Raw genomic sequence first — 19,908 nt, 5'->3', positions numbered from 1 at the left:
GGTGTACCGCGAGCGGCCCTCGACCCTCGGCGGCGGCGCCGTCTTGTGGACCCGCACCGCCGCGCCGGTCGCCGGCCCCGCCCTCGTCCTGCCCGACGGCTGCATGGACCTCATCTGGCGGGAGGGCGACGGAGCCGCCGGGTTCCTGGTCGCGGGCCCGGACACCCGGGCCCAGACCGGCGCCGAGCGGCCCGGCACCGCCTGGACCGGGCTGCGCTTCGCCCCCGGCACCGGCCCCGCCGTCCTCGGCGTCCCCGCCCGGGAGCTGCGGGACCAGCGGGTGCCGCTGGACGCGCTGTGGCCCGGCGCCCGGGTGCGGCGGCTGACCGAACGCGTCACCGAGGCCGCCGACCGGGGCGAGGCACTGGAGGAGCTCGCGGCCCTGGACGGGCTCGCCGCGCGCTCCCGCACACCCGAGGCCCCCGGCCGGGAGCTCCACCCCGCGGTGGCCCGCGCCCTCGCGGCCGGCCGGAGCGTGGCGGACGTCGCCCGCGAGGCGGGGCTCAGCGAGCGCCAACTCCACCGCCGGTCCCTGGACGCCTTCGGCTACGGCCCGAAGACGCTCGCCCGCATCCTGCGCTTCCAGCGCGCCCTGGAGCGGGCCCGGGCGGGCCGGCCGCCCGCCGAGGTCGCCGCCGTGACCGGCTACGCGGACCAGGCGCACCTGGCCCGAGACGTGCGCGCCCTGGCCGGGGTGCCGCTCGGCACGCTGCTCCGGGGCCCGGGCTGAGACTCAGTCGCCGAGCGGGGCGAAGAGGTCGACCGGGGTGCCGTCGGGGTCCGCGAGGACCGCATACCGCTGCCCCCAGGGCGCGTCCCAGGGCTCCTTCCGGGACGCGTACCCGGCCGCCGTCATCTCCGCGTACACGCGGTCGACGTCCGCCGGACCCTCGCACCGGAAAGCCAGCGCGACGCGGCCCTCGTCCTTCGGCATCTCCCAGCCGGGGTGCATCGAGCGCATCACCTCCACGGTGTCCCAGGCCAGCCGCACCCCGCCGGGGCCGACGGCCTCGGCGTGCGGGGCGCTGTCCGCCTCGGCGGGGAGGTCCAGCCCGAGCCGGCGGTAGAACCCGAGCGTCGCGGCCATGTCGGCCGTCACCATGCCGACGAGATCGAACCGGGGTGTCATGCGTGTCGTATGTGGCATGCCGCCGACGCTAGGCGCTTCCCGGGCCGCCGGTCTTGAACGAATCGGACGCGGCGCGCGGCGCCCGGTTCCGGATACGGTGCCGACATGGCCGAACTGCTGACCGTCCTGACCACCACCGACAGCGCGGAGTCGGCGCGGGCGCTGGCCGCGGGGGCCGTGGACCGCCGGGTCGCGGCCTGCGCGCAGATCGCCGGGCCCGTCACCTCCGTCTACCGCTGGAAGGGGGAGGTGCAGGACGACCCGGAGTGGCAGGTGCTGTTCAAGACGACGGCCGAGCGCTACGACGCGCTGGAGGCCTTCCTCGCCGAGGCCCACACCTACGACGTGCCGGAGATCATCGCCACGCCCGTGCGCCGGGCGAGCGCGGCCTACGCCCGCTGGGTGGCCGAGGAGACCGGCACATGAGCACGCCGGGCATGCCCCGCCTCCCGTTCTTCGTCTACGGCACCCTCCGGCCCGGAGAGCACAACCACACGTGGGCCCTCGCCGGGCGCACCGTGCGCGAGGAGCCTGCCACCGTGCGTGGCCTCGTGCTCTACGAGGGCCCCGGCTACCCGTACGCCGTGGCCGGGGACGGTGTCGTCACCGGCACCCTGGTGGAGCCGGACCCGGGGCGGTACGGCGAGATCCTGCACGTCCTGGACGAGCTGGAGGACTGTGTGCCCGGTGGCACGGCGAACGTCTACGAGCGGGTGACGGCGGAGGCGGAGCGGGTCGGGGGCGGCACGGAGCGCGTGTGGCTCTACGTGGCCGCGCCGCCCCTGGCCCGGCGGCTGTGCGAGGAGGGGACGCCGATCGTCTCGGGGGACTGGCTCAGCCGAGCTCGATGACGTTCAGCAACCGGTCCGTGGTGTCCGGCCCCGGGTTGCCGACGGCGCCGGGGGTGGCGGCCTGCTTCAGGTTCTGGGCCACCGTGGCCGGGTCGCCCCCGGGCCGCTCGCCCAGCTCCAGCGCGGCCGCCCCGGTCACCAGGGCGGCCGGGCCCGAAGTGCCGGAGAGCGTGGCGATGGAGGTGTCCGAGGTGTGCCAGGGCCCGGTGATGTTCGTGCCCGGGGCGAACAGGTCGACGACGCTGCCGTAGTTGGCGAAGGACGCCCGGTTGTCGCTCTGGTCGGTCGCGCTGACGGTGAGGGCCTCGGTGACGCGTGCCGGGGAGAAGCCGCTCGCGTCCGCGTTGGAGCCGCCCGCCGAGACGGAGAAGCCGACACCCGCCGCGATGGCGCCCCGGACGGCCTCGTCCAGCGCGGCGTTGGGGCCGCCGCCCAGGCTCATGTTGACCACGGCGGGCCTCTCGGCGTGCTCGACGACCCACTCGATGCCCGCGATGACGCCCGACACGGTGCCGCCGCCGTAGTCGTTGAGCACCCGCACGGCGACGACGTCAGCCTCCTTCGCCACGCCGAACGTCTCCCCGGCGATGAGCCCGGCGAGGTAGGTCCCGTGGCCGTTGCCGTCGTCGGCGACGGAGTCGCCGTCCACCACGTCCGTACCGTGGGACGCGCGGCCGCCGAACTCCTCGTGGGTAACGCGCACCCCGGTGTCCAGCACGTATGCCGTGACGCCCGCGCCCGCCGAGGACGGGTAGGCGTAGCGGCCGTCGAGCGGCAGCCACCGCTGGTCCAGCCGGTCCAGGTGCCAGGGTGCGTTCTCCTGCACGGTGCGGTGGCCGGCGGCGTGCACGGGGGTGTCCGGCACGACGCGTGCCACGCCGTCCTGCGCCGCGAGTCTGCGGGCCTCCGCCGGAGTGGCGCGCACCGCGTGGCCGTCCAGCACGGTGTCGAACGTCCGGGTGATCTCCGCCCCGGAACGCTCCAGGGCCGCGGCCGAGGCCCGGACGCCGTCCCGGTCGAGCAGGACCAGGTACCCCGCCTCCCGCTGCTGCTGCCGCCCGTCCGCCGGGGTGAATCCGAGGGTCACGGCGGCGAGGGCCGCCGCCAACAGTGCCGCCGTACGTTTCCGTGCCACGAGGAACTCCTCTGCGCTGGGGGACGCACTCGAACGGCGTGACCATGACAGCCCGGGCGGGATCCGTCCAGACCTCCCGCGTACGGGGCGTCAGTTTCCGGTCCTACGCCCCGGGACGGGCCGCGGATCGTTCCCCGGCCGCTGTCGCGCGCCTGTCGGAGCGTCCAGGCTGGGCCCATGACCGCTGCCTGGCCCGCCCACCTCGACGTCGGCGCCGTCCGCTTCGCCCGCCCCACCGCCGCGTACGAGGCCGTCGTGGCCTTCTACCGCGACGACCTCGGGCTCCCCGTCCTGGCCGCGTGGCGCGGGGACGCCGGGCACGCCGGATACGACGGCGCCGTGTTCGGCCTGCCCGGCACCCCGGTGCACATGGAGATCACCCAGCACGGCGATCCGCCCCGCGTCCCCGAGCCCCATCCGGAGAACCAGCTCGTGCTCTACCTGCGCGGCCCGGAGGCGGTGGCCGCCGCCTCCGGACGTCTCGAAGCCCGCGGCCATCGCCCGGTCGCGGCCGCGAACCCCTACTGGCCGCGGCGCGGGGCGGTGCTGTTCACGGATCCGGACGGCTGGCGCGTCGTCCTCGCCCCCTGGGTGTTCGGCGAGGCCCCGGTCCCGCGGCTCTCCTGAGCCGCACCGCACCGTCACACACCAAGGCGACGGCGCCGAACCCCGGGGGGGGGCGGGTCCGGCGCCGTCGCGGCTGGGAGGGTCAGGACAGACTGGCCAGATACATCCCCGACGTGCCCTTGCCGGGCGTGTTGCGGCAGGCGGCGTCGCCGCTGGAGCCGTGGACGAGGGTCAGGCACCGGCCCAGGGCGAGCTGACCGTAGTAGTTCGGGTGCATCGACTCCTGAACGTCGCCCTGGGTGGACTGGCTGTCGATCCAGCGCGCCCACTCACTCGTCCGTGCCGAGGGCGCCTGCGAGTCGGTGACCTGGGAGCTGCTCCGGGCGCAGACCTCCCGGCCCTGGAGCATGTCCCGGAGGTCCAGGAACCGGGTGCCCGTCGCCGTCGCCACGCCGTGGAGGCGGTCGGCGATCTGCGGCACCAGCGAGTCGCGCGCCCAGTCGGAGTCCTTGTCCCAGAACGGGCAGCCGCCGGTGTTGGTCCGCGACCAGCCGCTCTGCGCGTAGCGGTTCTCGTCGCCCCGCGGGATCGGCGAGGGGTAGGACTGGAGGACGATCTCGTAGTCCGAGGCCGCGTAGCCCGCCTCCGACATCACGGCGCGGATCTCCTCCACGGCCTTGGTGACGTCCGCCATGACGCCGTCGATCTTGGAGTCCACGACCTCCTGCTGGTCGTCGTGGCAGTAGGACCACCAGATGATGTAGTCGGTGGCGCAGTTCGTGATGATGTCCGCGAAGCCCAGGTCGTTGCCGCCGATCGACAGGGCGATGGTCTCCACGTCGTAGGCCGCGGCGACGGCCGCGAGCTGGTCGGCCTGCGGAGCCTCGCCCTTGTAGGCCACGCCGCCGTTCGAGGACCGGAAGACGTTCTCCGTGGTGGCCCCGGAGCAGGCGAGGTTGATCAGGGCCTGCGCGGTGCCGGTCGCGCTCTTGACCTCGGCGGAGTCGGAGCGGTGGCAGCCGCCCAGCGCGGTTTCTCCGTAGACCCGCGTCTTGTCGTAGGAGCTGCCCGTCCAGGCGCGGTCGGTGCCGTCGCGGCTGCCGGAGTTGTCGAGGCTGTTGCCCTTCCAGCGGCCCGCCTCACCGGAGATGTAGCTGTCGCCCATCGACACGATCGCGGTCGGCCCGGAACCGGGACTGGCGGCGGAGGGGCCGGCGCCCAGCGTCGTCAGCCCGGCGAACGCGAGCGGGATGGCGAGGACGGCGGCGGCGAGCCGCCGGCGTCTGCCGGGCGGCTTGGGGGTGCTGGCGGTGCTGCGGATTCCGGACACGGTGGTACTCCTGCGTTGAGCCGTGCCGGCCGTGCGGCCGACACCTGGCAGGCGGATGGGGGGTGCTCCCGGCCGGGTGGCATGCGGAATCTGGCACGCCGCTTTTTGTTACCGCAAGGTAGTTGCAGATGTCGTTTCGATTACGCCGTTGACGGCCGCCGGGCTTTGTCACGGGCCTGCACGTGCCCGGGGGGAAGCAAGGTGTGCGCGTGACAATTTCCCCGCCCGCGGGGCCTTCCGGGGCCCGTGGTGACGGCTGTCCCGTCGGCACTCCGGGTAACCGTCGGGCTGCCCCGGGGTGACTGCCGGGCCGGACGCGGGGGCGAGCGAAGGGCCCTTCGGGCGTCGAGTGGCCTGATCGGCTGCGCAGAGTGACCGGTCGCCCGCGTTCTCGCTCGCACCGAGTGCCCCCGACGTGCCCTGATCCGCCGGCCCTGGCAGGACGAACCCCTGTTCGTCGTCGCAGGCGACCACCTCCCCCGGCTCCGCCGTGCCGGGCCGGGGGATGCGCACACTGCGCTGCCGGTCCACGTGGCGGGGCCCCCGGCTCCGATGCCCGCCCGCGCCGGCCGGGCCAGGACCCTCGCCGGGAGGCTGATAGCCCGTGCGGCGGCTCCAGGAGTCGGGGGGTCGGATCTGGTGCTAGAAATGGGGTATGCCTGGGCGTTCTGCTCCACGGAGGCGTGGCACAGGCCGAGTGCTCGCCGGCCTGGCCGCCGGGAGGGAGGGCGCAGGCCGGTGGTGGAAGCTGCGCGGACGCAGCGTCGCGGGCCAGGTCCTGTTCTTCCAGATCCTCGTCGCCGTGGTGCTGATCTCCGCGGCGGTCGTCGGGGTCGTCCTGCAGGCCCGCAACGACACCGAGCACGACGCGCAGCGGCGGTCGCGGGCCGCCGCCGCGGCCTTCGCGCACGCGCCGGGCATCGTGGAGGCGCTGGAGTCCGAGAATCCGACGAGCGTGCTCCAGCCCCGTGTGCAGGCGTCCGAGTGGGACACCGGGGTCGACTTCATCACCGTGCTCTCGACCGACGGTACGCGGTACGCCGACACCGACCCGGACCTCATCGGCACCCGGACGCAGGGGGTCGAGCGGGCCGCCGAGGGGGAGGCGTTCACCGAGATCTTCCGCGGCGACCCGAGCGACGCGGCCCGAGCCGTCGTCCCCGTCACGGACGACCGGGGGCTGGTGATCGGGCTGGTCTCGGCCGGGGTGGAGATCGACACGGTCGGTGAGTCGGTGCAGGGACAACTGCCCCTCATCCTGATCTCCGGCGGTGTGGCCCTCGTCCTGGCCGTCGGCAGCGCGGCGCTGGTGAACCGCAGGCTGCGTAGGCTGACGCGGGGGATCGGGCCCTCCGAGATGACCCGGATGTACGAACACCACGACGCCGTGCTGCACGCCGTCCGGGAGGGCGTGGTCATCGTCGGCGGCGACGGCCGCCTCGTCCTCGCCAACGACGAGGCACGCAGGCTGCTGGAGCTGCCCGACGACGCCGAGGGACGTCCCGTCACCGGGCTGGGGCTCAACGACGCCACCGCCGAGCTGCTGGCCTCGGACCGTTCCGTGACGGACGAGGTGCACCTGTCCGGGGATCGGCTGGTCGCCGTCAACACCCGGCCCACGGCCCCCTTCGGCGGGCAGCCCGGGCGGGTGGCCACCCTGCGCGACACCACGGAGCTGAGCGCCCTGGCCGGAACGGCGGAGGTGGCCCGCGAGCGGCTGCGCATCCTCTACGACGCCGGGGTGCGGATCGGCACGACGCTGGACGTCGTCCGCACGGCCGAGGAGCTGGCCGACGTCGCCGTCCCGCGGTTCGCCGACTTCGTCACCGTCGAGCTGCTGGAACCGGTGCTACGGGGCGAGGAGCCAACGGGTCAGACCACGGAGATGCGCCGCTCGGCGCTGAGCGGGATCGCGGACGACCACCCCTTCCAGCCCGTCGGCGACCCCATCGCGTTCGTCGCGACCCACACTCCCATGGCCGCGGCCCTGTCCGGCGGGCACGCCGTGCTGGAGGCCGATCTGACGGTCGCGGACGCCTGGCGGGCCCAGGACCCGCAGGGCGCGAGCAACGCCCTGGCCTACGGAGTCCGTTCTCTGGTGACCGCGCCGCTCCAGGCCCGCGGGGTGATCCTGGGCATGACCAACTTCTGGCGCACGGCGGACTCCGAGCCGTTCGGGGAGGAGGATCTCTCCTTCGCCGATGAGCTGGCCGCCCGGGCCGCCGTCGCGATAGACAACGCGCGCCGGTTCACGCGCGAGCACGCCATGGCGGAAACGCTTCAGCGCAGCCTGCTGCCGCACGCGCTGCCCCACCAGAGCGCCCTGGACGTCGCCTACCGCTACCTGCCCGCGCAGGCCCGCGTGGGCGGCGACTGGTTCGACGTCATCCCGCTGCCCGGCGCCCGCGTCGCCCTCGTCGTCGGCGACGTCGTCGGGCACGGCCTGCACGCCGCGGCCACCATGGGACGCCTGCGCACCGCCGTGCACAACTTCTCCACTCTCGACCTGCCCCCCGACGAGCTCCTCGCCTACCTCGACGAGCTGGTCAGCCGCATCGACCTGGACGAGCCCGAGGGCGAGGGCATCACCGGCGCCACCTGCCTGTACGCCGTGTACGACCCGGTCTCCGGGCACTGCCGCCTCTCCCGGGCCGGGCACCTCGCGCCCGCCCTCGTCCTCCCCGACGGCACCGTGGAGTTCCCCGAGGTGCCCATCGCCCCACCGCTCGGCCTGGGCGGGCTGCCGTTCGAGTCGGCGGAACTGAACCTGCCCGAGGGCAGCCGGCTCGTCCTCTACACCGACGGCCTCGTCGAGGACCGGGACCGCGACATCGACGCCGGCCTGGACCTGCTGCACCAGACCCTGCGCCGCGCCGCCGACGCCTCCCCAGAGGAGACCTGCGAGGCGGTGTTCGGCAGCATGCTGCCCAAGAACCGCCGCGACGACATCGCCCTCCTCGTGGCCCGCACCCGGCTGCTGGACCGCACCCGCATCGCCGACTGGGACGTGCCGATGGACCCGGCCGCCGTCGCCACCGTCCGCGGCGCGTGCAGCCGCCAGCTCACGGCCTGGGGCCTGGACGAGATCACCTTCACCACGGAACTCGTCCTCAGCGAGCTGATCACCAACGCGATCCGCTACGGCACCGAGCCGATCCACGTGCGGCTGCTGTACGAGCGCACGCTGATCTGCGAGGTGTCCGACGGCAGCAGCACCTCCCCCCACCTGCGCCGCGCCGCCATCACGGACGAGGGCGGGCGCGGCCTGTTCCTCGTGGCCCAGCTCGCCCAGCGCTGGGGCACCCGCTACACGCTCACCGGCAAGGTCGTCTGGACGGAGCAGCAGCTCGCCGACGGCCAGCTGCCGGACCTGGCGATGCTGCCCGAGTTCGGGGAGCTGCCCGAGATCGAGTTGTGAACCCCGCCGGGCCCGTGCCCGGCCGGTCCGACGTCCCACGCAACCCGGCCGGGCCCCCGTGCCCGGCCGGGGGCCTCACCCCGCCGCCCGCTCCACGCGGACGGCGCAGACCTTGAACTCCGGCATCCGGGACGTCGGGTCCAGCGCCGGGTTGGTGAGCGAGTTCGCCCGGCCCTGCCCGGGCCAGTGGAACGGCATGAACACCGTGTCCGGGCGGATGTCCCGCGTCACCCGGGCCGGGGCCAGCGCCCGCCCCCGGCGGGAGGTGACGGCGACGGTGTCCCCCTCGGCGATCCCGTGCCGCTCCGCCAGCTGCGGGTGGAGCTGCACGAACGGGCCCGGCGCCGCGGAGTTCAGCTCCGCGACCCGGCGCGTCTGCGCCCCCGACTGGTACTGGGCCAGCACCCGGCCCGTCGTCAGCAGCACCGGGTACTCCGCGTCCGGTTCCTCCGCCGAGGGCCGGTGCGTGACGGGCGTGAAGCGGGCCCGGCCGTCGGGCGTCGCGAACCGGTCGAGGAAGAGCCGGGGCGTGCCGGGGTGCGGCGTCCCGCCCTCCTCCGGCGCCGGGCAGGGCCAGAAGACGCCGTCCTCCTCCGCGATACGGCGGTAGGTGATCCCCGAGTAGTCCGCCTTTCCGCCCGCCGAGGCGCGGCGCAGCTCGTCGAACACCTCCTCCGGGTCCTCCGGGAAGCCCTTCTCCCAGCCGAGCCGGGCGGCCAGCGCGTTCAGCACCGACAGGTCCGAGCGCACCCCGGGCGGCGGGTCCAGCGCCTTGCGGCGCAGCAGCACGCGGCCCTCCAGGTTGGTGAGCGTGCCGCCCTCCTCGGCCCACTGCGTCACCGGCAGGACGACGTCCGCGAGGGCGGCCGTCTCGGAGAGCACGACGTCGCACACGGCGAGGAAGTCCAGCGACCGCAGCCGCTCCTCCACGTGCGCGGCACGCGGCGCCGAGACGACCGGGTTGGAGGCCAGCACCAGCAGCGAGCGCACGTCCCGGCCGAGGGCGTCGAGCAGCTCGTAGGCGCTGCGGCCCGGGCCGGGCAGCGTGTCCGGGTCCACGCCCCACACCCCGGCCACATGCGCCCGCGCCGCCGGGTCCGTCAGCATCCGGTAGCCGGGCAGCTGGTCCGCCTTCTGGCCGTGCTCCCGGCCGCCCTGGCCGTTGCCCTGGCCGGTCAGGCACCCGTAGCCGGAGTGCGGCCGGCCCGCCCGGCCGGTGGCCAGCGTCAGGTTGATCCAGGCGCCCACCGTGTCGGTGCCCTTGGCCTGCTGCTCGGGCCCGCGTGCCGTCAGCACCATCGCGGACCCGGCGTCGCAGAAGTGGGCCACCGCTTCACGCAGCTGCGGCACCGGCACCCCGGTGATCCGCTCCACCAGCTCCGGCCAGTGCGCCATGGCCGCCGCCCGCGCCTCGTCCCAGCCCGTGGTGCGCGCCGCGATGTACTCCTCGTCCGTCCTCCCCTCCGCGACGACGAGGTGCAGCATGCCCAGCGCCAGCGCCAGGTCCGTGCCGGGGCGCGGGGCGAGGTGCAGATCCGCCTGCTCGGCGGTGCGGGTCCGGCGCGGGTCGACGACGATCAGCTTGCCGCCGTTCTCCCGCAGTTCGGTGAAGTAGCGCAGCGCGGGCGGCATCGTCTCGGCCGGGTTCGAGCCCACCAGGATGACGCAGCCGGACGTGGGGATGTCCTCCATCGGGAACGGCAGCCCCCGGTCCAGCCCGAACGCCCGGATGCCGGCCGCCGCCGCCGAGGACATGCAGAACCGGCCGTTGTAGTCGATCTGCGAGGTGCCGAGCACCAGCCGGGCGAACTTGCCCAGCAGGTACGCCTTCTCGTTGGTGAGCCCGCCGCCGCCGAAGATCGCGGACGCGTCCGGCCCGTGCGCCTCCCGCACCCGGACCAGTTCCCCGGCGATCCGGCCCAGCGCCTCGTCCCAGCCCGCGGGCTCCAGCGGCCCGCCGGGGGAGCGGCGCACCAGCGGCTCCGTCAGCCGTGACCCGGCGGCCAGCACCTCGGTGGCCGTCCTTCCCTTACCGCACAGGGCGCCCCGGTTCACGGGGAACGCGGTACGCTCCGTGACCTCCAGCCCCGGCAGCCCCGACGTCTCCGGGACACCGGTGGGCCTCAGCCCCATCCCGCACTGCAGCGAGCAGTACGGGCAGTGGGTCCAGGCGGGCTCCCGGGGCGGCGAGGCGGGCTGCGTGGCGGGCGTTGCGTTCATGGCGCCATCGTGCGTCGGCCGTGTTTCCTCGCCGCCCCCGCCGTGTTACCGCCCTGGTAACAAGCCGCTCCCGTCCGGCGTGCGTACGCTGTGAGGGTGACGCAACCGGCCGTTTCCCCGGCGCAACCGCCCGGCAACGGCCTCCGGCGAGACTTGCGGAGCATGACGGCACGACCCGACCCCATCGCGCACCGCTCCCTCGCCGCGAGCCGCCCCGCCGCCCCTGACCGCGCCGCGACGCCGCGCCGCGCCCGCCGCCGTCCGCAGGGCCCCACCCTCGTCGCCGTCGCCCACGGCTCCCGCGACCCGCGAGCCCTCGCCACCGTCCGCGCCCTGCTGGCCGAGGTCCGCGCCCAGCGGCCCGGGCTGCGCGTCGAGCTGGGCCACGTCGAGCTGAACGAGCCACTGCTCGCCGACACCCTCGCGGAGCACGCCCCCGGCCGGGCTGTCCGCGTCCCGCTGCTCCTCGGCCGCGGCCACCACGTCCACCACGACCTGCCCGAGGCCGCCGCCGCGGCCCCCCACCTGCGGATCGCCCAGACGGCGCCCCTCGGCCCGCACCCACTCCTCGCCGAAGCCCTGCACGCCCGGCTCGCCGAGCGCCTGACCGGCACGCCCTTCCCGGGCCGCGCGCGGCCCGACGCCGTCGTCCTCGCCGCCGCCGGCTCGCGTGACCCCCGCTCCGCCGCCGACGCCGACCGCACCGCCGCCCTGCTCTCCCGCCGGCTGGGCGGCATCCCGGTCCTGAGCGCCTACGCCTGCGCCGCCACCCCCACCGTGCCGCAGGCCCTCGCCGCCCTCCGCGCGGCCGGGCACCGCCGTATCGCGCTGGCCTCCTACTTCACCGCCCCCGGCTTCTTCGCCACCCGCAGCGCCCGCGAGGCCGGTCCCCGGGTACCGGCGGCCGATCCGCTGGGGGCCCACCCCGCGCTGGCCCGTCTCGTCCTCCACCGCTACGACGAGGGCCGCCGCGCCCTCGCCGCCGCCCCCGCGGTCCACACGGTGATGCTGGCCCGGACCGGGTAGTCCGTCGTCCACGACGCTCGGGCGGGGCCCGGTGCCGGGCCCCGCGCTGCCAGCCCCGCGCCTCCGGCGCGGATCTCCCAAGCGCGGGGGCTGGCCCCGCGGGGGGCGCGGGGAACGGCGCGATCGGCCGCAGCGCAGGGGCAGCCTGCGGCGGGCGGGCGAGGGCCGGGCTACCGTCGAGGTATGCACGGCACGTACCGGACGTATGACGCGGTCGACACCGAGCGCTGGGAGCCGGAGCCCGACAAGCGGCCCGGCCGCACCGCCTTCCAGCGCGACCGCGCCCGCGTCCTGCACTCCGCGGCGCTGCGCCGCCTCGCCGGCAAGACGCAGGTCGTCGCGCCCGGCGGCAGCGAGCACGCCTGGGACGCCACACCCCGAACCCGGCTCACGCATTCCCTGGAGTGCGCCCAGGTCGGCCGGGAGCTCGGCGCGGCCCTCGGCTGCGACCCGGACCTCGTCGAGGTCGCCTGTCTGGCCCACGACCTCGGCCACCCGCCCTTCGGGCACAACGGCGAACAGGTCCTCGCCGAGATCGCCGAGCCCTGCGGCGGCTTCGAGGGCAACGCCCAGTCCCTGCGGCTGTTGTCCCGGCTGGAGCCCAAACGATTCTCCGCCGACGGCGTGCCCGTCGGCCTCAACCTCACCCGCGCCGCCCTCGACGCCGCCACCAAGTACCCCTGGCCACAGGGCGGCCACCCCGCCGACCCCGCCTCGCCCAAGTTCGGCGTCTACGCCGACGACCTGCCCGTCTTCGACTGGCTCCGTGCCGGCGCCCCGGCCCACCACGCGTGCTTCGAGGCCCAGGTCATGGACTGGTCCGACGACGTCGCCTACTCCGTCCACGACGTCGAGGACGGCCTCCACGCCGGCCACCTCGACCCCAACCTGCTGCTCGCCGAGCCCGAGCGGCGGGAGATCTTCACCGTCGCCCGCGACCGCTACGCCCCCGACGGCACCGAGGACGCCGAACTGGCCGAGGCCCTCGACCGGCTCCTCGACCAGGAGTGGTGGCCACACGGCTACGACGGCACCGCCACCGCCCAGGCCCGGCTCAAGGACGCCACCAGCCAGCTCATCGGCCGCTTCTGCCTCGCAGCCGAGCACGCCACCCGCGCCGCCCACGGCACCGGGCCCCTCAGCCGTCACGCCGCCGACCTCGTCGTCCCCCGCGACGCCCGGCTGGAATGCGCCGTCCTCAAGGCCGTCGCCGACCGCTACGTCATGCAGCGCCCCGACCAGGCCCGGCTCCGCGCCGACCAGCGCGTCGTCCTCGCCGAGCTGGCCGAGGTGCTCATCCTGCGCGCCCCCGACGGCCTCGACCCGCAGTTCCGCGCGCTGTACGCCCGCGCGTCCGACGACGCCGCCCGGGTGCGGACGGTCGTCGACCAGATCGCCTGCCTGACCGACCGCTCCGCCCGTGATCTGCACGCCCGGCTCACCCGCACCGGAAGCCACACCACCGTGCCCACCGCGGCGCCCACCACCGTGCCCACTGCGGCGCCCGCCGGACGAACACGCCCGGCGAAGTGACGGTCGCCCCAGCACAGACCGGCAGGTCCGCACAATAGGTGTGCGCCCTTCCCGTGTTCGCGGTGATGCGGGACGCTCCCAGGTGAACCTTCCGGGGGGCGACCGGACGGCAGCGAGGAGGCACCAACGTGGTGGACGCGAACGAGACGTTCGTCATCATCGGAGGCGGCTTGGCAGGAGCCAAGGCCGCGCAGACACTGCGGTCGGAGGGGTTCACCGGCCGCGTCATACTGATCGGCGACGAACGCGACCACCCCTACGAGCGCCCCCCGCTCTCCAAGGGGTACCTCCTCGGCACCGAGGAACGCTCGGGACTCCTCGTCCACGAGCCCGCCTGGTACGCCCGCGCCGAGATCGAGCTGCACCTCGGCCAGCCCGCCGTCCACATCGACCGCGACACCCGGTCCGTCCGGCTGGGCGACGGCACCGTCCTGCACTACGACAAGCTGCTCCTGGCCACCGGCGCCGAGCCCCGCCGCCTGGACATCCCCGGCACCGACCTCGCCGGCGTCCACCACCTGCGGCGGCTCGCCCACGCCGACCAGCTCCGCGGCATGCTCACCCGGCTCGGCCGGGAGAACGGGCACCTCGTGATCGCCGGAGCCGGCTGGATCGGCCTGGAGGTCGCCGCCGCGGCCCGCAGCTACGGCGCCGAGGTCACCGTCATCGAACGCGACCCCGCCCCCCTGCACCGGGTCCTCGGCCCCGAACTGGGCGCCCTCTTCGCCGACCTCCACCGCGAGAACGGCGTCCGGCTCGTCTTCGGCGCCTCCCTCACCGAGATCGTCGGCGCCGACGGGCAGGTCCTCGCCGTCCGGACGGGTGACGGAGAGGAGTACCCCGCCCACGGCGTCCTGGCCGCCATCGGCGCCGCCCCGCGCACGGCCCTGGCCGACGCCGCGGGGCTGGAGCTCGACCCGGTCACCGGCGGCATCGCCGTCGACCCCGCCCTGCGCACCTCCGACCCGGCCGTCCACGCCGCCGGGGACGCCGCCGCCGTCCAGCACCCGCTGCTCGACGCCCGGCTGCGCGTCGAGCACTGGGCGAACGCCCTGCACAGCGGTCCCGCCGCCGCCCGCGCCATGCTCGGCCAGGACGTCGTCTACGACCGCATCCCCTACTTCTTCTCCGACCAGTACGACCTCGGCCTGGAGTACAGCGGCTGGGCCCCGCCCGGCACCTACGACCAGGTGATCTGCCGCGGCGACGTCGGCAAGCGCGAGTTCATCGCCTTCTGGCTGCACGAGAACCGGGTCCTGGCCGGGCTCAACGTCAACGTGTGGGACGTCGTCGAGCCCATCCAGGCGCTCATCCGCTCCGGCCGCCCCGTGGACGCCCAGCGCCTCGCCGACCCGGCCACGCCCCTGACCGACCTGCCCTCCGCCTGAGCCGCGTGGTGCGGGGCCGCTGCCGGCCCCGCACCACCGCCCTCAGGTGTTGCTGGTGCCCCAGTCGTCGGCCTCACCGTTCGCACCGCCCGGACCCCGGCCGCCCGACATCGCGCGCATCCGCTCGCTCACCGAGTGCGGCAGGCGGTCGCCCATGCGGTCGGCCGCCCGGCCCGCCGCGTCCCGGCCGCTGACCGCGGCGGCCTCGAAGGTGTTCCGGACGGCCGGGTTCTCGGCGAACCGCTGGGCCGCGTTCCGGAGCTGTTCATACCGCTCACGCCCGGCCCTCGCCCCGGCCACGTAGCCGATCGCGAGGCCGGTCAGGAACGTCAGTCGGTACCGCATGCTCGGCAACCCTTCCGTCGGTGTTCGTCACTCACTGCCCAGGGTGCCCCGCACCGGTGCGGATACCGATTTCAAACCAGGCCCTGGCATGCGCTAATGTATTGCTCGCAGCGAGGGAGCGCCCCCGGGGAACGGCGGGTGGACCCGAGCAGGGCAGTCCCCTGTAGCTCAATTGGCAGAGCAGCCGGCTGTTAACCGGCAGGTTACTGGTTCGAGTCCAGTCGGGGGAGCGCACCACACGAAGGGCCCCGTGCGGGGCCCTTTTTGGTGACCACCGGCGGGGCGGGAACCGTCCGCCGCGTGATCGTCGTCTCCCTCGCCGAAGGCCGCGGCCCACTCCGGGCGGGAGATCGTATAAGGAGCTATGCTGCGGCAGACGGCGCGTGCGGGAGCCCTCGACGCGCCGAACGGGGCGGTAGCTCAGCCGGTTAGAGCAGCGGACTCATAATCCGTCGGCCGTGGGTTCGAGTCCCACCCGCCCCACTCCTCGGGGACGAGGCCGGAGGCTTCTGGCCTGCACTGGAGTAACGACAAGGGCCGCCGCGAGTAACGCGGCGGCCCTTCTTCCTGCTCAGACCAAGATCCAGAGGACGCACAGGGGAACACGCGGTGGGGTCAGTGGACAGCGGGCCCCTCACCCAGCCATCCGGGCCCGAGGGCTCCGAGCGGGCGACGGCGAAGACCATGAGCGAAAGTCCGGCCGCCGCTCCTCCGGGCAGCGGTCGTTGACACTCTCTGCCCGGACCAGCTCCAGCTCGTTCGCAGCGCTGTCACGTCCCCGGCCGGTCATGGTGATCACCCCGAGCAGATCGGAGCCGGGCTGGGGCCGCGCGCCAACCCCCCAGGTGTCACTCGACTGCCGGGCCCGTGGTGGGGAAGGCGGCGATCTCGCCCTGCCAGGCAGCCTCCCCCTCCACCCGTACCAACGTCCCCGGTTCTTCGGCCCCGGCGCTGTCGTCGACCACACCTACGGCAGGCCATCACCGCGGCTGGCTCCGGCTGCGCCGCCGCCCTGGACGCCGAGCGGTACCTCGCCGCCCGCAGCGACACCGATACCGCAGGGCGAACGGGCCTTAGCTCCCGTCTGACGCCTCGCCTATGGCGCGGGCGCCCGCAGCGCCTCCATCGATCCTCGGTCCCCGAGGCCAAGTGGGGACAGATCGAAGGTCCGAGATGAGCCTCGGATCCGCCACCCTCGTTGGCCGGAGGGTGGCGGAGCCCACCATGGTGCGACGATCCGCGCACACCTCGCTCACGCGTTAGACGACGGCGACGTCGGCGGCCATAGCCGGGGACTGATCCAGGTTCACGGTCGTGTCACAGAGGCGGTCGACTTGAGCAGGGTCGTGAGAGACCAGCAGGACGGCACGCCGCCCCCTCAACGCCGCCACGGACTCTTCGACCGTGTCGCGACTCCGCTCGTCCAGCGCACTCGTCGGTTCATCGAGCAGCAGGGCAGCCGGTTCCAGCGCGATGGCCCTGGCGAGGCACAGCCGCTGACGCTGACCAGCGGAGAGGTTTCCGGCAGGCGAGTCGAGTCTGTCCCGTACCTCCTGCCAGAGACCTGCTTCCCGCAGGGCCGCCTCAGCCCTCTCACGGAGCGTGGCGCGAGATGCCCTGACCACATGCCGGAGACCGAATACGGCGTTGTCGAGAACGCTTCCTCCGAAGACAACCGGTGTCTGCGGGACGAGGACGACCTTCGCCCTGAGCTCGGCATCGCCCTTGCCATACCGGACCAGACGACCGAGAACGTGCAGTTCACCCCCGCGTGTGAGGCCGTGCGGAAGAAGGTCGACCAGCGCACGCAGGACCGTGGACTTGCCCGCGCCGGAAGGGCCGCAGAGGCCCGTCGTCGATCCGTGCGCGAGCTCGAACGACACCGGTCCCACGAGCGTCCTGTCGCCGCTGCGTACCCGCAGGTCGCGTGCGGCTATCACGATGTCCATCGCTCTCCTTCTGAGCGGTTGCGCAGCATGACCGCCACGCTGAGGAGTACTGCCGTGATCAGCACCAGCACCAGTGCGCTCGACCACGCTTGCGCCACTGATTGTGGATCGCCGGAATCCTGCGACAGGTTGAAGATGTGCGTCGGAAGGGCCTGGACGGGGGAATCCACCACCCCGCTCGGCAACGGGTCGGCTCCGAAGAACACGGTGGCGGTGAACAGCAGTGGCGCTGTCTCCCCGGCCGCGCGAGCGAGGCCCAGCAGGAGCCCCGTGACGGTGGCGGGCCACGCGTAGGGGACGACGACGGAACGGATGTACTGCGCCCGCGACAAGCCGAGCGTCATGGCGCTCTCCGTCATGTCGGCGGGCATGCCCCTCACGCGGGCAGCGGAGGCCAAAGCGACCACGGGCACGACCACGGGGACGAGGACGACCACCCCCGCGAGCCAGGATCTCCCCCAGCCCATGCCGTTGGACAGCAGAACGAACCCGGCGAGCCCGAGGAGAATGGTCGGAGCTCCGCCCACGGCGACGGTCAGCGTCTGCAGGACCCGCGCTGCCCGTTTGGAGGCGTAGACGCCGATCAGAATGCCTGCTCCGAACCCCAGCGGCAGCGAGACGGCCCCCGTGACCACCATGAAGAGCACCGTTCCGAGGATCTGGTCGCGTACACCGCCTCCAGTCGTGCCCACCGCCGGAGTCATCCAGAACGAGGGGTCGAAAGCGCCGGTGCCTTGGACGACGAGGAGCGTGAGCATCGCGACGAGCAGCGCGCACGGAAGCAGTAGAGCCGCCAGTCGCAAGGTCGCGGTCAACCGGTCACGCTGGACGCGGAATCCGGTAAGGACGCGGGGTCTGCGGATCTGCTCGCCGGCTGACCGCTCCGCGTTCACGCGAGTGCCCCAGACGGTCGCCGCGGCGACCAGGCCGAGGACGACGATGCCCAGCCCGCACAAGGCGGCGAAGTGCGAGCCTGACGTGCCTGCCAGCACCGGCTCGGGGCCCGCTAACTTGGTCGTCAGCGTTTGGCCTGGACGAACCAGCGAATCAAGGAAACCACCGGGGCTCGCTGGGAGTCGCCCGTCGGCTCTTCCCACGACGAGGTAGACCGCGATCGCTTCTCCGAGCGCCCTGGCCAGCCCGAGCAGCACTCCTGCACGCATGCCCGGCCGGGCGAGCGGGATGACCGCGGACCGTACGACCTCGCGTCGGGTCAGCCCGAGGGAGTAGGCGGATTCACGGATCCGGTCCGGTACGGCGGACAAGGCGTCGACGCTCACCGCCACAACTGTGGGCGTGATCATGACGGCCAGTACGATGCCGGCTGCCAGGAGGCTGTCACCTCCTGGAACGTCGGCAATCCCGGCGATCAGAGGGCGGATCGCCATGATGCCGATGAGCCCGTAGACGATGGACGGCACCGCTGCGAGCAGCTCCACACAGGTGCGCAGGGCACGAGCTAGCCGTGACGGCAGGTACTCCGTCAGCGCGACCGCCGCCGCCCAGCTCACCGGGACAGCGAGGGCCAGCGAGATCACGCACACCACGGCCGACCCGAAGATCATGGCCAGTCCGCCGTAGGCGTCGTGCGGAGGGCTCCAGGACGAGGACGTCAGCAGTTCGCCCCAGTCCACCTCCCCCCGGCCGACCCCGGTGAAGAGATACCCAGCCAGAACGAGGAGCACCACAGCCACGGACAGGGCGCCGGTGACTAACCAGCCCCATACCCATCTGGACGGACGTGGGCGCGACGCAGCGGGTGGGGCGGCGGAAGGCCGCACCGGGGTTGTCGTCGCCACCGGCTAGTACCCGAGCATGTCGACGGGCAGGTATCCGTGCCTGGGCAGCAGCGCCTGGCCCTCGTCGGACAGAACGTAGTCGATGAACGTCTTGACGCGGCCCTTCGGCTTGCCGTCGGTGATGAGGAAGAGGGGGCGGGCCATCGGGTAGCCGCCCGACGCGATGTTCTCCGCTGTCGGTGCGACACCGTCGAGCTTCACCGCAACAAGGTCGTCATGGCCCTCGATGAAGCCTGTGGACAGCGGGGCGACGCTTCCAGGCGTGGACTTCAGCTTGCTGCGTGTCTCCAGGTTGCCGCCGACGATGGCGAAGTTGTCCGTCGAGGGGGGCGGCGGAGCCTTCTCTTCTCCGTAAAGGTATTTGTCAAGAACCTCACGGGTTCCCCTGCCCGGCTCCTTGTCGTAGACGAAGACGTCGAGGTCCGGCCCACCGACCTCGGACCAGTTGGTGATCGTTCCCTCGAATAGGCCGCGCACCTGCTGCTTGCTGAGGCTCTCCACCCCCGCGTCCGCGACCTCCCTGGTGACGATCACGCCCACGGCGTCCGCACCGATCTGAGTCGGTTGCAGGTCCGCGTCCGGGTATGCGGCTCGATCCTGATCGGAGAGAGGCTTGGAGCTCATGCCGATATCGATCTGACCGGCCCCGAGCTGGGAGATGCCTCCGGCCGAACCGCCCTGTGTCGCAACGGTGATCTCAAGATCCTTCTTGCGGAGTGCCTGTGCAGCGTCTGTTGCTACGGGCGCCACTGTCGTGGAGCCGCTGACTCTCATGGCACCGGAGCCCGCTGTGTTCCCCTCGGCGCATGCCGCCAGCGGCGACGCCAGTAGCAGCACCATCGTTGCGGCTAAGGTTCGCCGGCGCAGTGTTCCCGACGTCGTTCCGGCGGAACTGCCGCAAGACATCCCCCGTGTGTTTGCCCTCGGTATCTGTCCCAACGAGGGCAACATCTTGCGGAACATCAAGATCCTCCTCAAGCATGGGCGTTGATTCCATGGGAGTCTAAGCAGAGAGTGACGCTTAGGGGAATAGTTCGTGAACTTCCTTTCTACATAAGGGAGTTCACGCCTTCAGAGGGTGCGGGGGGGCGGTTTGCCGCAAGTCGCCGTCGACGGATCGACGGAGTCTGCCGCTGACGTTTTGACCCGCCGGGTTCCGGTGGGTCGGTTCAGGGGTCGGTGTCGGTCCACGGCCCTCGCCCTTGAATTGACATACAT

At 73.4% G+C, this 19,908-nt stretch carries 16 protein-coding genes, 2 tRNA genes and 1 pseudogene; 11 read left to right on the top strand and 8 right to left on the bottom strand.

Annotation, left to right across the window (positions count from 1 at the left end; genetic code table 11):
• Position 1 precedes the first annotated feature (1 nt).
• Complete coding sequence (locus O7609_RS05545; RefSeq protein WP_269743178.1) at positions 2–730, top strand: helix-turn-helix domain-containing protein; 729 nt, start codon at positions 2–4, stop codon at positions 728–730.
• A gap of 3 nt (positions 731–733) precedes the next feature.
• Here O7609_RS05545 and O7609_RS05540 read toward each other — a convergent pair whose 3' ends face one another.
• The gene (locus tag O7609_RS05540) at positions 734–1,147 is read right to left on the bottom strand and encodes a VOC family protein (protein ID WP_269743177.1); all 414 of its coding nucleotides are present in this window, start codon (positions 1,145–1,147) and stop codon (positions 734–736) included.
• An 87-nt stretch (positions 1,148–1,234) separates the two neighbouring features.
• Here O7609_RS05540 and cutA point away from each other — a divergent pair, with 87 nt between their 5' ends.
• Together cutA and O7609_RS05530 are read left to right on the top strand one after the other, a co-directional pair.
• Positions 1,235–1,555 carry a divalent-cation tolerance protein CutA gene (cutA, locus tag O7609_RS05535; RefSeq protein ID WP_269733767.1) on the top strand — a complete coding sequence of 107 codons (321 nt, stop codon included), beginning with the start codon at positions 1,235–1,237 and terminating at the stop codon, positions 1,553–1,555.
• Complete coding sequence (locus O7609_RS05530; RefSeq protein WP_269743176.1) at positions 1,552–1,980, top strand: gamma-glutamylcyclotransferase family protein; 429 nt, start codon at positions 1,552–1,554, stop codon at positions 1,978–1,980. Before cutA ends, O7609_RS05530 begins: the two co-directional genes overlap by 4 nt.
• On the opposite strand, the gene O7609_RS05525 is transcribed toward O7609_RS05530, so the two are convergent.
• Positions 1,964–3,115, bottom strand: coding sequence for a S8 family peptidase (locus O7609_RS05525; RefSeq protein ID WP_269733765.1), 1,152 nt, complete (start codon positions 3,113–3,115; stop codon positions 1,964–1,966). The genes O7609_RS05530 and O7609_RS05525 overlap by 17 nt on opposite strands.
• Before the next feature lie 177 nt (positions 3,116–3,292).
• Between O7609_RS05525 and O7609_RS05520 the strand changes: the two genes are divergently transcribed.
• Complete coding sequence (locus tag O7609_RS05520; RefSeq protein ID WP_269733764.1) at positions 3,293–3,742, top strand: VOC family protein; 450 nt, start codon at positions 3,293–3,295, stop codon at positions 3,740–3,742.
• A gap of 82 nt (positions 3,743–3,824) precedes the next feature.
• Here O7609_RS05520 and O7609_RS05515 read toward each other — a convergent pair whose 3' ends face one another.
• Positions 3,825–5,012, bottom strand: coding sequence for a GDSL-type esterase/lipase family protein (locus O7609_RS05515; RefSeq protein WP_269743175.1), 1,188 nt, complete (start codon positions 5,010–5,012; stop codon positions 3,825–3,827).
• 655 nt (positions 5,013–5,667) lie between these two features.
• Between O7609_RS05515 and O7609_RS05510 the strand changes: the two genes are divergently transcribed.
• The gene (locus O7609_RS05510) at positions 5,668–8,430 is read left to right on the top strand and encodes a SpoIIE family protein phosphatase (RefSeq protein WP_269743174.1); all 2,763 of its coding nucleotides are present in this window, start codon (positions 5,668–5,670) and stop codon (positions 8,428–8,430) included.
• Positions 8,431–8,505: 75 nt separating this feature from the next.
• On the opposite strand, the gene O7609_RS05505 is transcribed toward O7609_RS05510, so the two are convergent.
• Positions 8,506–10,650: a molybdopterin oxidoreductase family protein gene (locus O7609_RS05505; RefSeq protein ID WP_269743173.1), complete on the bottom strand. Its 2,145-nt coding sequence runs from the start codon at positions 10,648–10,650 to the stop codon at positions 8,506–8,508.
• A gap of 162 nt (positions 10,651–10,812) precedes the next feature.
• Between O7609_RS05505 and O7609_RS05500 the strand changes: the two genes are divergently transcribed.
• The 3 genes from O7609_RS05500 to O7609_RS05490 all read left to right on the top strand — a co-directional run bounded on the left by O7609_RS05500 (position 10,813) and on the right by O7609_RS05490 (position 14,597).
• A complete protein-coding gene (locus O7609_RS05500; protein ID WP_269743172.1) occupies positions 10,813–11,676 on the top strand; it encodes a sirohydrochlorin chelatase in 864 nt (287 codons plus the stop codon).
• A gap of 183 nt (positions 11,677–11,859) precedes the next feature.
• Positions 11,860–13,209 (top strand): deoxyguanosinetriphosphate triphosphohydrolase, encoded by a 1,350-nt coding sequence (locus O7609_RS05495; protein ID WP_269743171.1) that lies wholly within the window; start codon positions 11,860–11,862, stop codon positions 13,207–13,209.
• A 128-nt stretch (positions 13,210–13,337) separates the two neighbouring features.
• On the top strand, positions 13,338–14,597 hold the full coding sequence (locus O7609_RS05490; protein WP_269733758.1) for an NAD(P)/FAD-dependent oxidoreductase: 1,260 nt from the start codon (positions 13,338–13,340) through the stop codon (positions 14,595–14,597).
• Between the two features lie 42 nt (positions 14,598–14,639).
• Here O7609_RS05490 and O7609_RS05485 read toward each other — a convergent pair whose 3' ends face one another.
• Positions 14,640–14,942, bottom strand: a complete 303-nt coding sequence (locus O7609_RS05485; RefSeq protein WP_269733757.1) for a YtxH domain-containing protein — start codon at positions 14,940–14,942, stop codon at positions 14,640–14,642.
• Between the two features lie 157 nt (positions 14,943–15,099).
• Between O7609_RS05485 and O7609_RS05480 the strand changes: the two genes are divergently transcribed.
• From O7609_RS05480 to O7609_RS05470, 3 genes and pseudogenes are all read left to right on the top strand, one after another.
• A tRNA-Asn gene (locus O7609_RS05480) sits at positions 15,100–15,172 on the top strand.
• A 179-nt stretch (positions 15,173–15,351) separates the two neighbouring features.
• Positions 15,352–15,425: transfer RNA gene (locus O7609_RS05475), tRNA-Ile, on the top strand.
• 423 nt (positions 15,426–15,848) lie between these two features.
• Positions 15,849–16,002, top strand: a pseudogene (locus tag O7609_RS05470) (thioredoxin-disulfide reductase); the annotation flags it as partial.
• A gap of 199 nt (positions 16,003–16,201) precedes the next feature.
• Here O7609_RS05470 and O7609_RS05465 read toward each other — a convergent pair.
• From O7609_RS05465 to O7609_RS05455, 3 genes are read right to left on the bottom strand one after another with little or no spacing between them, the layout of a single operon-like run.
• Positions 16,202–16,891 (bottom strand): phosphate ABC transporter ATP-binding protein, encoded by a 690-nt coding sequence (locus tag O7609_RS05465; protein WP_269743170.1) that lies wholly within the window; start codon positions 16,889–16,891, stop codon positions 16,202–16,204.
• A complete protein-coding gene (gene pstC, locus O7609_RS05460) occupies positions 16,879–18,672 on the bottom strand; it encodes a phosphate ABC transporter permease subunit PstC (RefSeq protein WP_269744312.1) in 1,794 nt (597 codons plus the stop codon). Before pstC ends, O7609_RS05465 begins: the two co-directional genes overlap by 13 nt.
• Positions 18,673–18,693: 21 nt before the next feature.
• Positions 18,694–19,530, bottom strand: coding sequence for a phosphate ABC transporter substrate-binding protein (locus O7609_RS05455; protein ID WP_269743169.1), 837 nt, complete (start codon positions 19,528–19,530; stop codon positions 18,694–18,696).
• Positions 19,531–19,908 lie beyond the last annotated feature (378 nt).

This window comes from Streptomyces sp. WMMC1477, assembly GCF_027460245.1.
Taxonomy (GTDB): domain Bacteria; phylum Actinomycetota; class Actinomycetes; order Streptomycetales; family Streptomycetaceae; genus Streptomyces.
This window is presented reverse-complemented; position numbering and strand designations above follow the sequence as displayed.

What these genes read in the sequence shown, in the direction of transcription:
- O7609_RS05465 (WP_269743170.1), bottom strand. Translation starts at nt 16,891, where the DNA reads ATGGACATCGTGATAGCCGCACGCGACCTGCGGGTACGCAGCGGCGAC.
- cutA (WP_269733767.1), top strand. Translation starts at nt 1,235, where the DNA reads ATGGCCGAACTGCTGACCGTCCTGACCACCACCGACAGCGCGGAGTCG.
- O7609_RS05495 (WP_269743171.1), top strand. Translation starts at nt 11,860, where the DNA reads ATGCACGGCACGTACCGGACGTATGACGCGGTCGACACCGAGCGCTGG.
- O7609_RS05530 (WP_269743176.1), top strand. Translation starts at nt 1,552, where the DNA reads ATGAGCACGCCGGGCATGCCCCGCCTCCCGTTCTTCGTCTACGGCACC.
- O7609_RS05520 (WP_269733764.1), top strand. Translation starts at nt 3,293, where the DNA reads ATGACCGCTGCCTGGCCCGCCCACCTCGACGTCGGCGCCGTCCGCTTC.
- O7609_RS05500 (WP_269743172.1), top strand. Translation starts at nt 10,813, where the DNA reads ATGACGGCACGACCCGACCCCATCGCGCACCGCTCCCTCGCCGCGAGC.
- O7609_RS05540 (WP_269743177.1), bottom strand. Translation starts at nt 1,147, where the DNA reads ATGCCACATACGACACGCATGACACCCCGGTTCGATCTCGTCGGCATG.
- O7609_RS05485 (WP_269733757.1), bottom strand. Translation starts at nt 14,942, where the DNA reads ATGCGGTACCGACTGACGTTCCTGACCGGCCTCGCGATCGGCTACGTG.
- O7609_RS05510 (WP_269743174.1), top strand. Translation starts at nt 5,668, where the DNA reads ATGCCTGGGCGTTCTGCTCCACGGAGGCGTGGCACAGGCCGAGTGCTC.
- O7609_RS05505 (WP_269743173.1), bottom strand. Translation starts at nt 10,650, where the DNA reads ATGAACGCAACGCCCGCCACGCAGCCCGCCTCGCCGCCCCGGGAGCCC.
- O7609_RS05455 (WP_269743169.1), bottom strand. Translation starts at nt 19,530, where the DNA reads ATGGTGCTGCTACTGGCGTCGCCGCTGGCGGCATGCGCCGAGGGGAAC.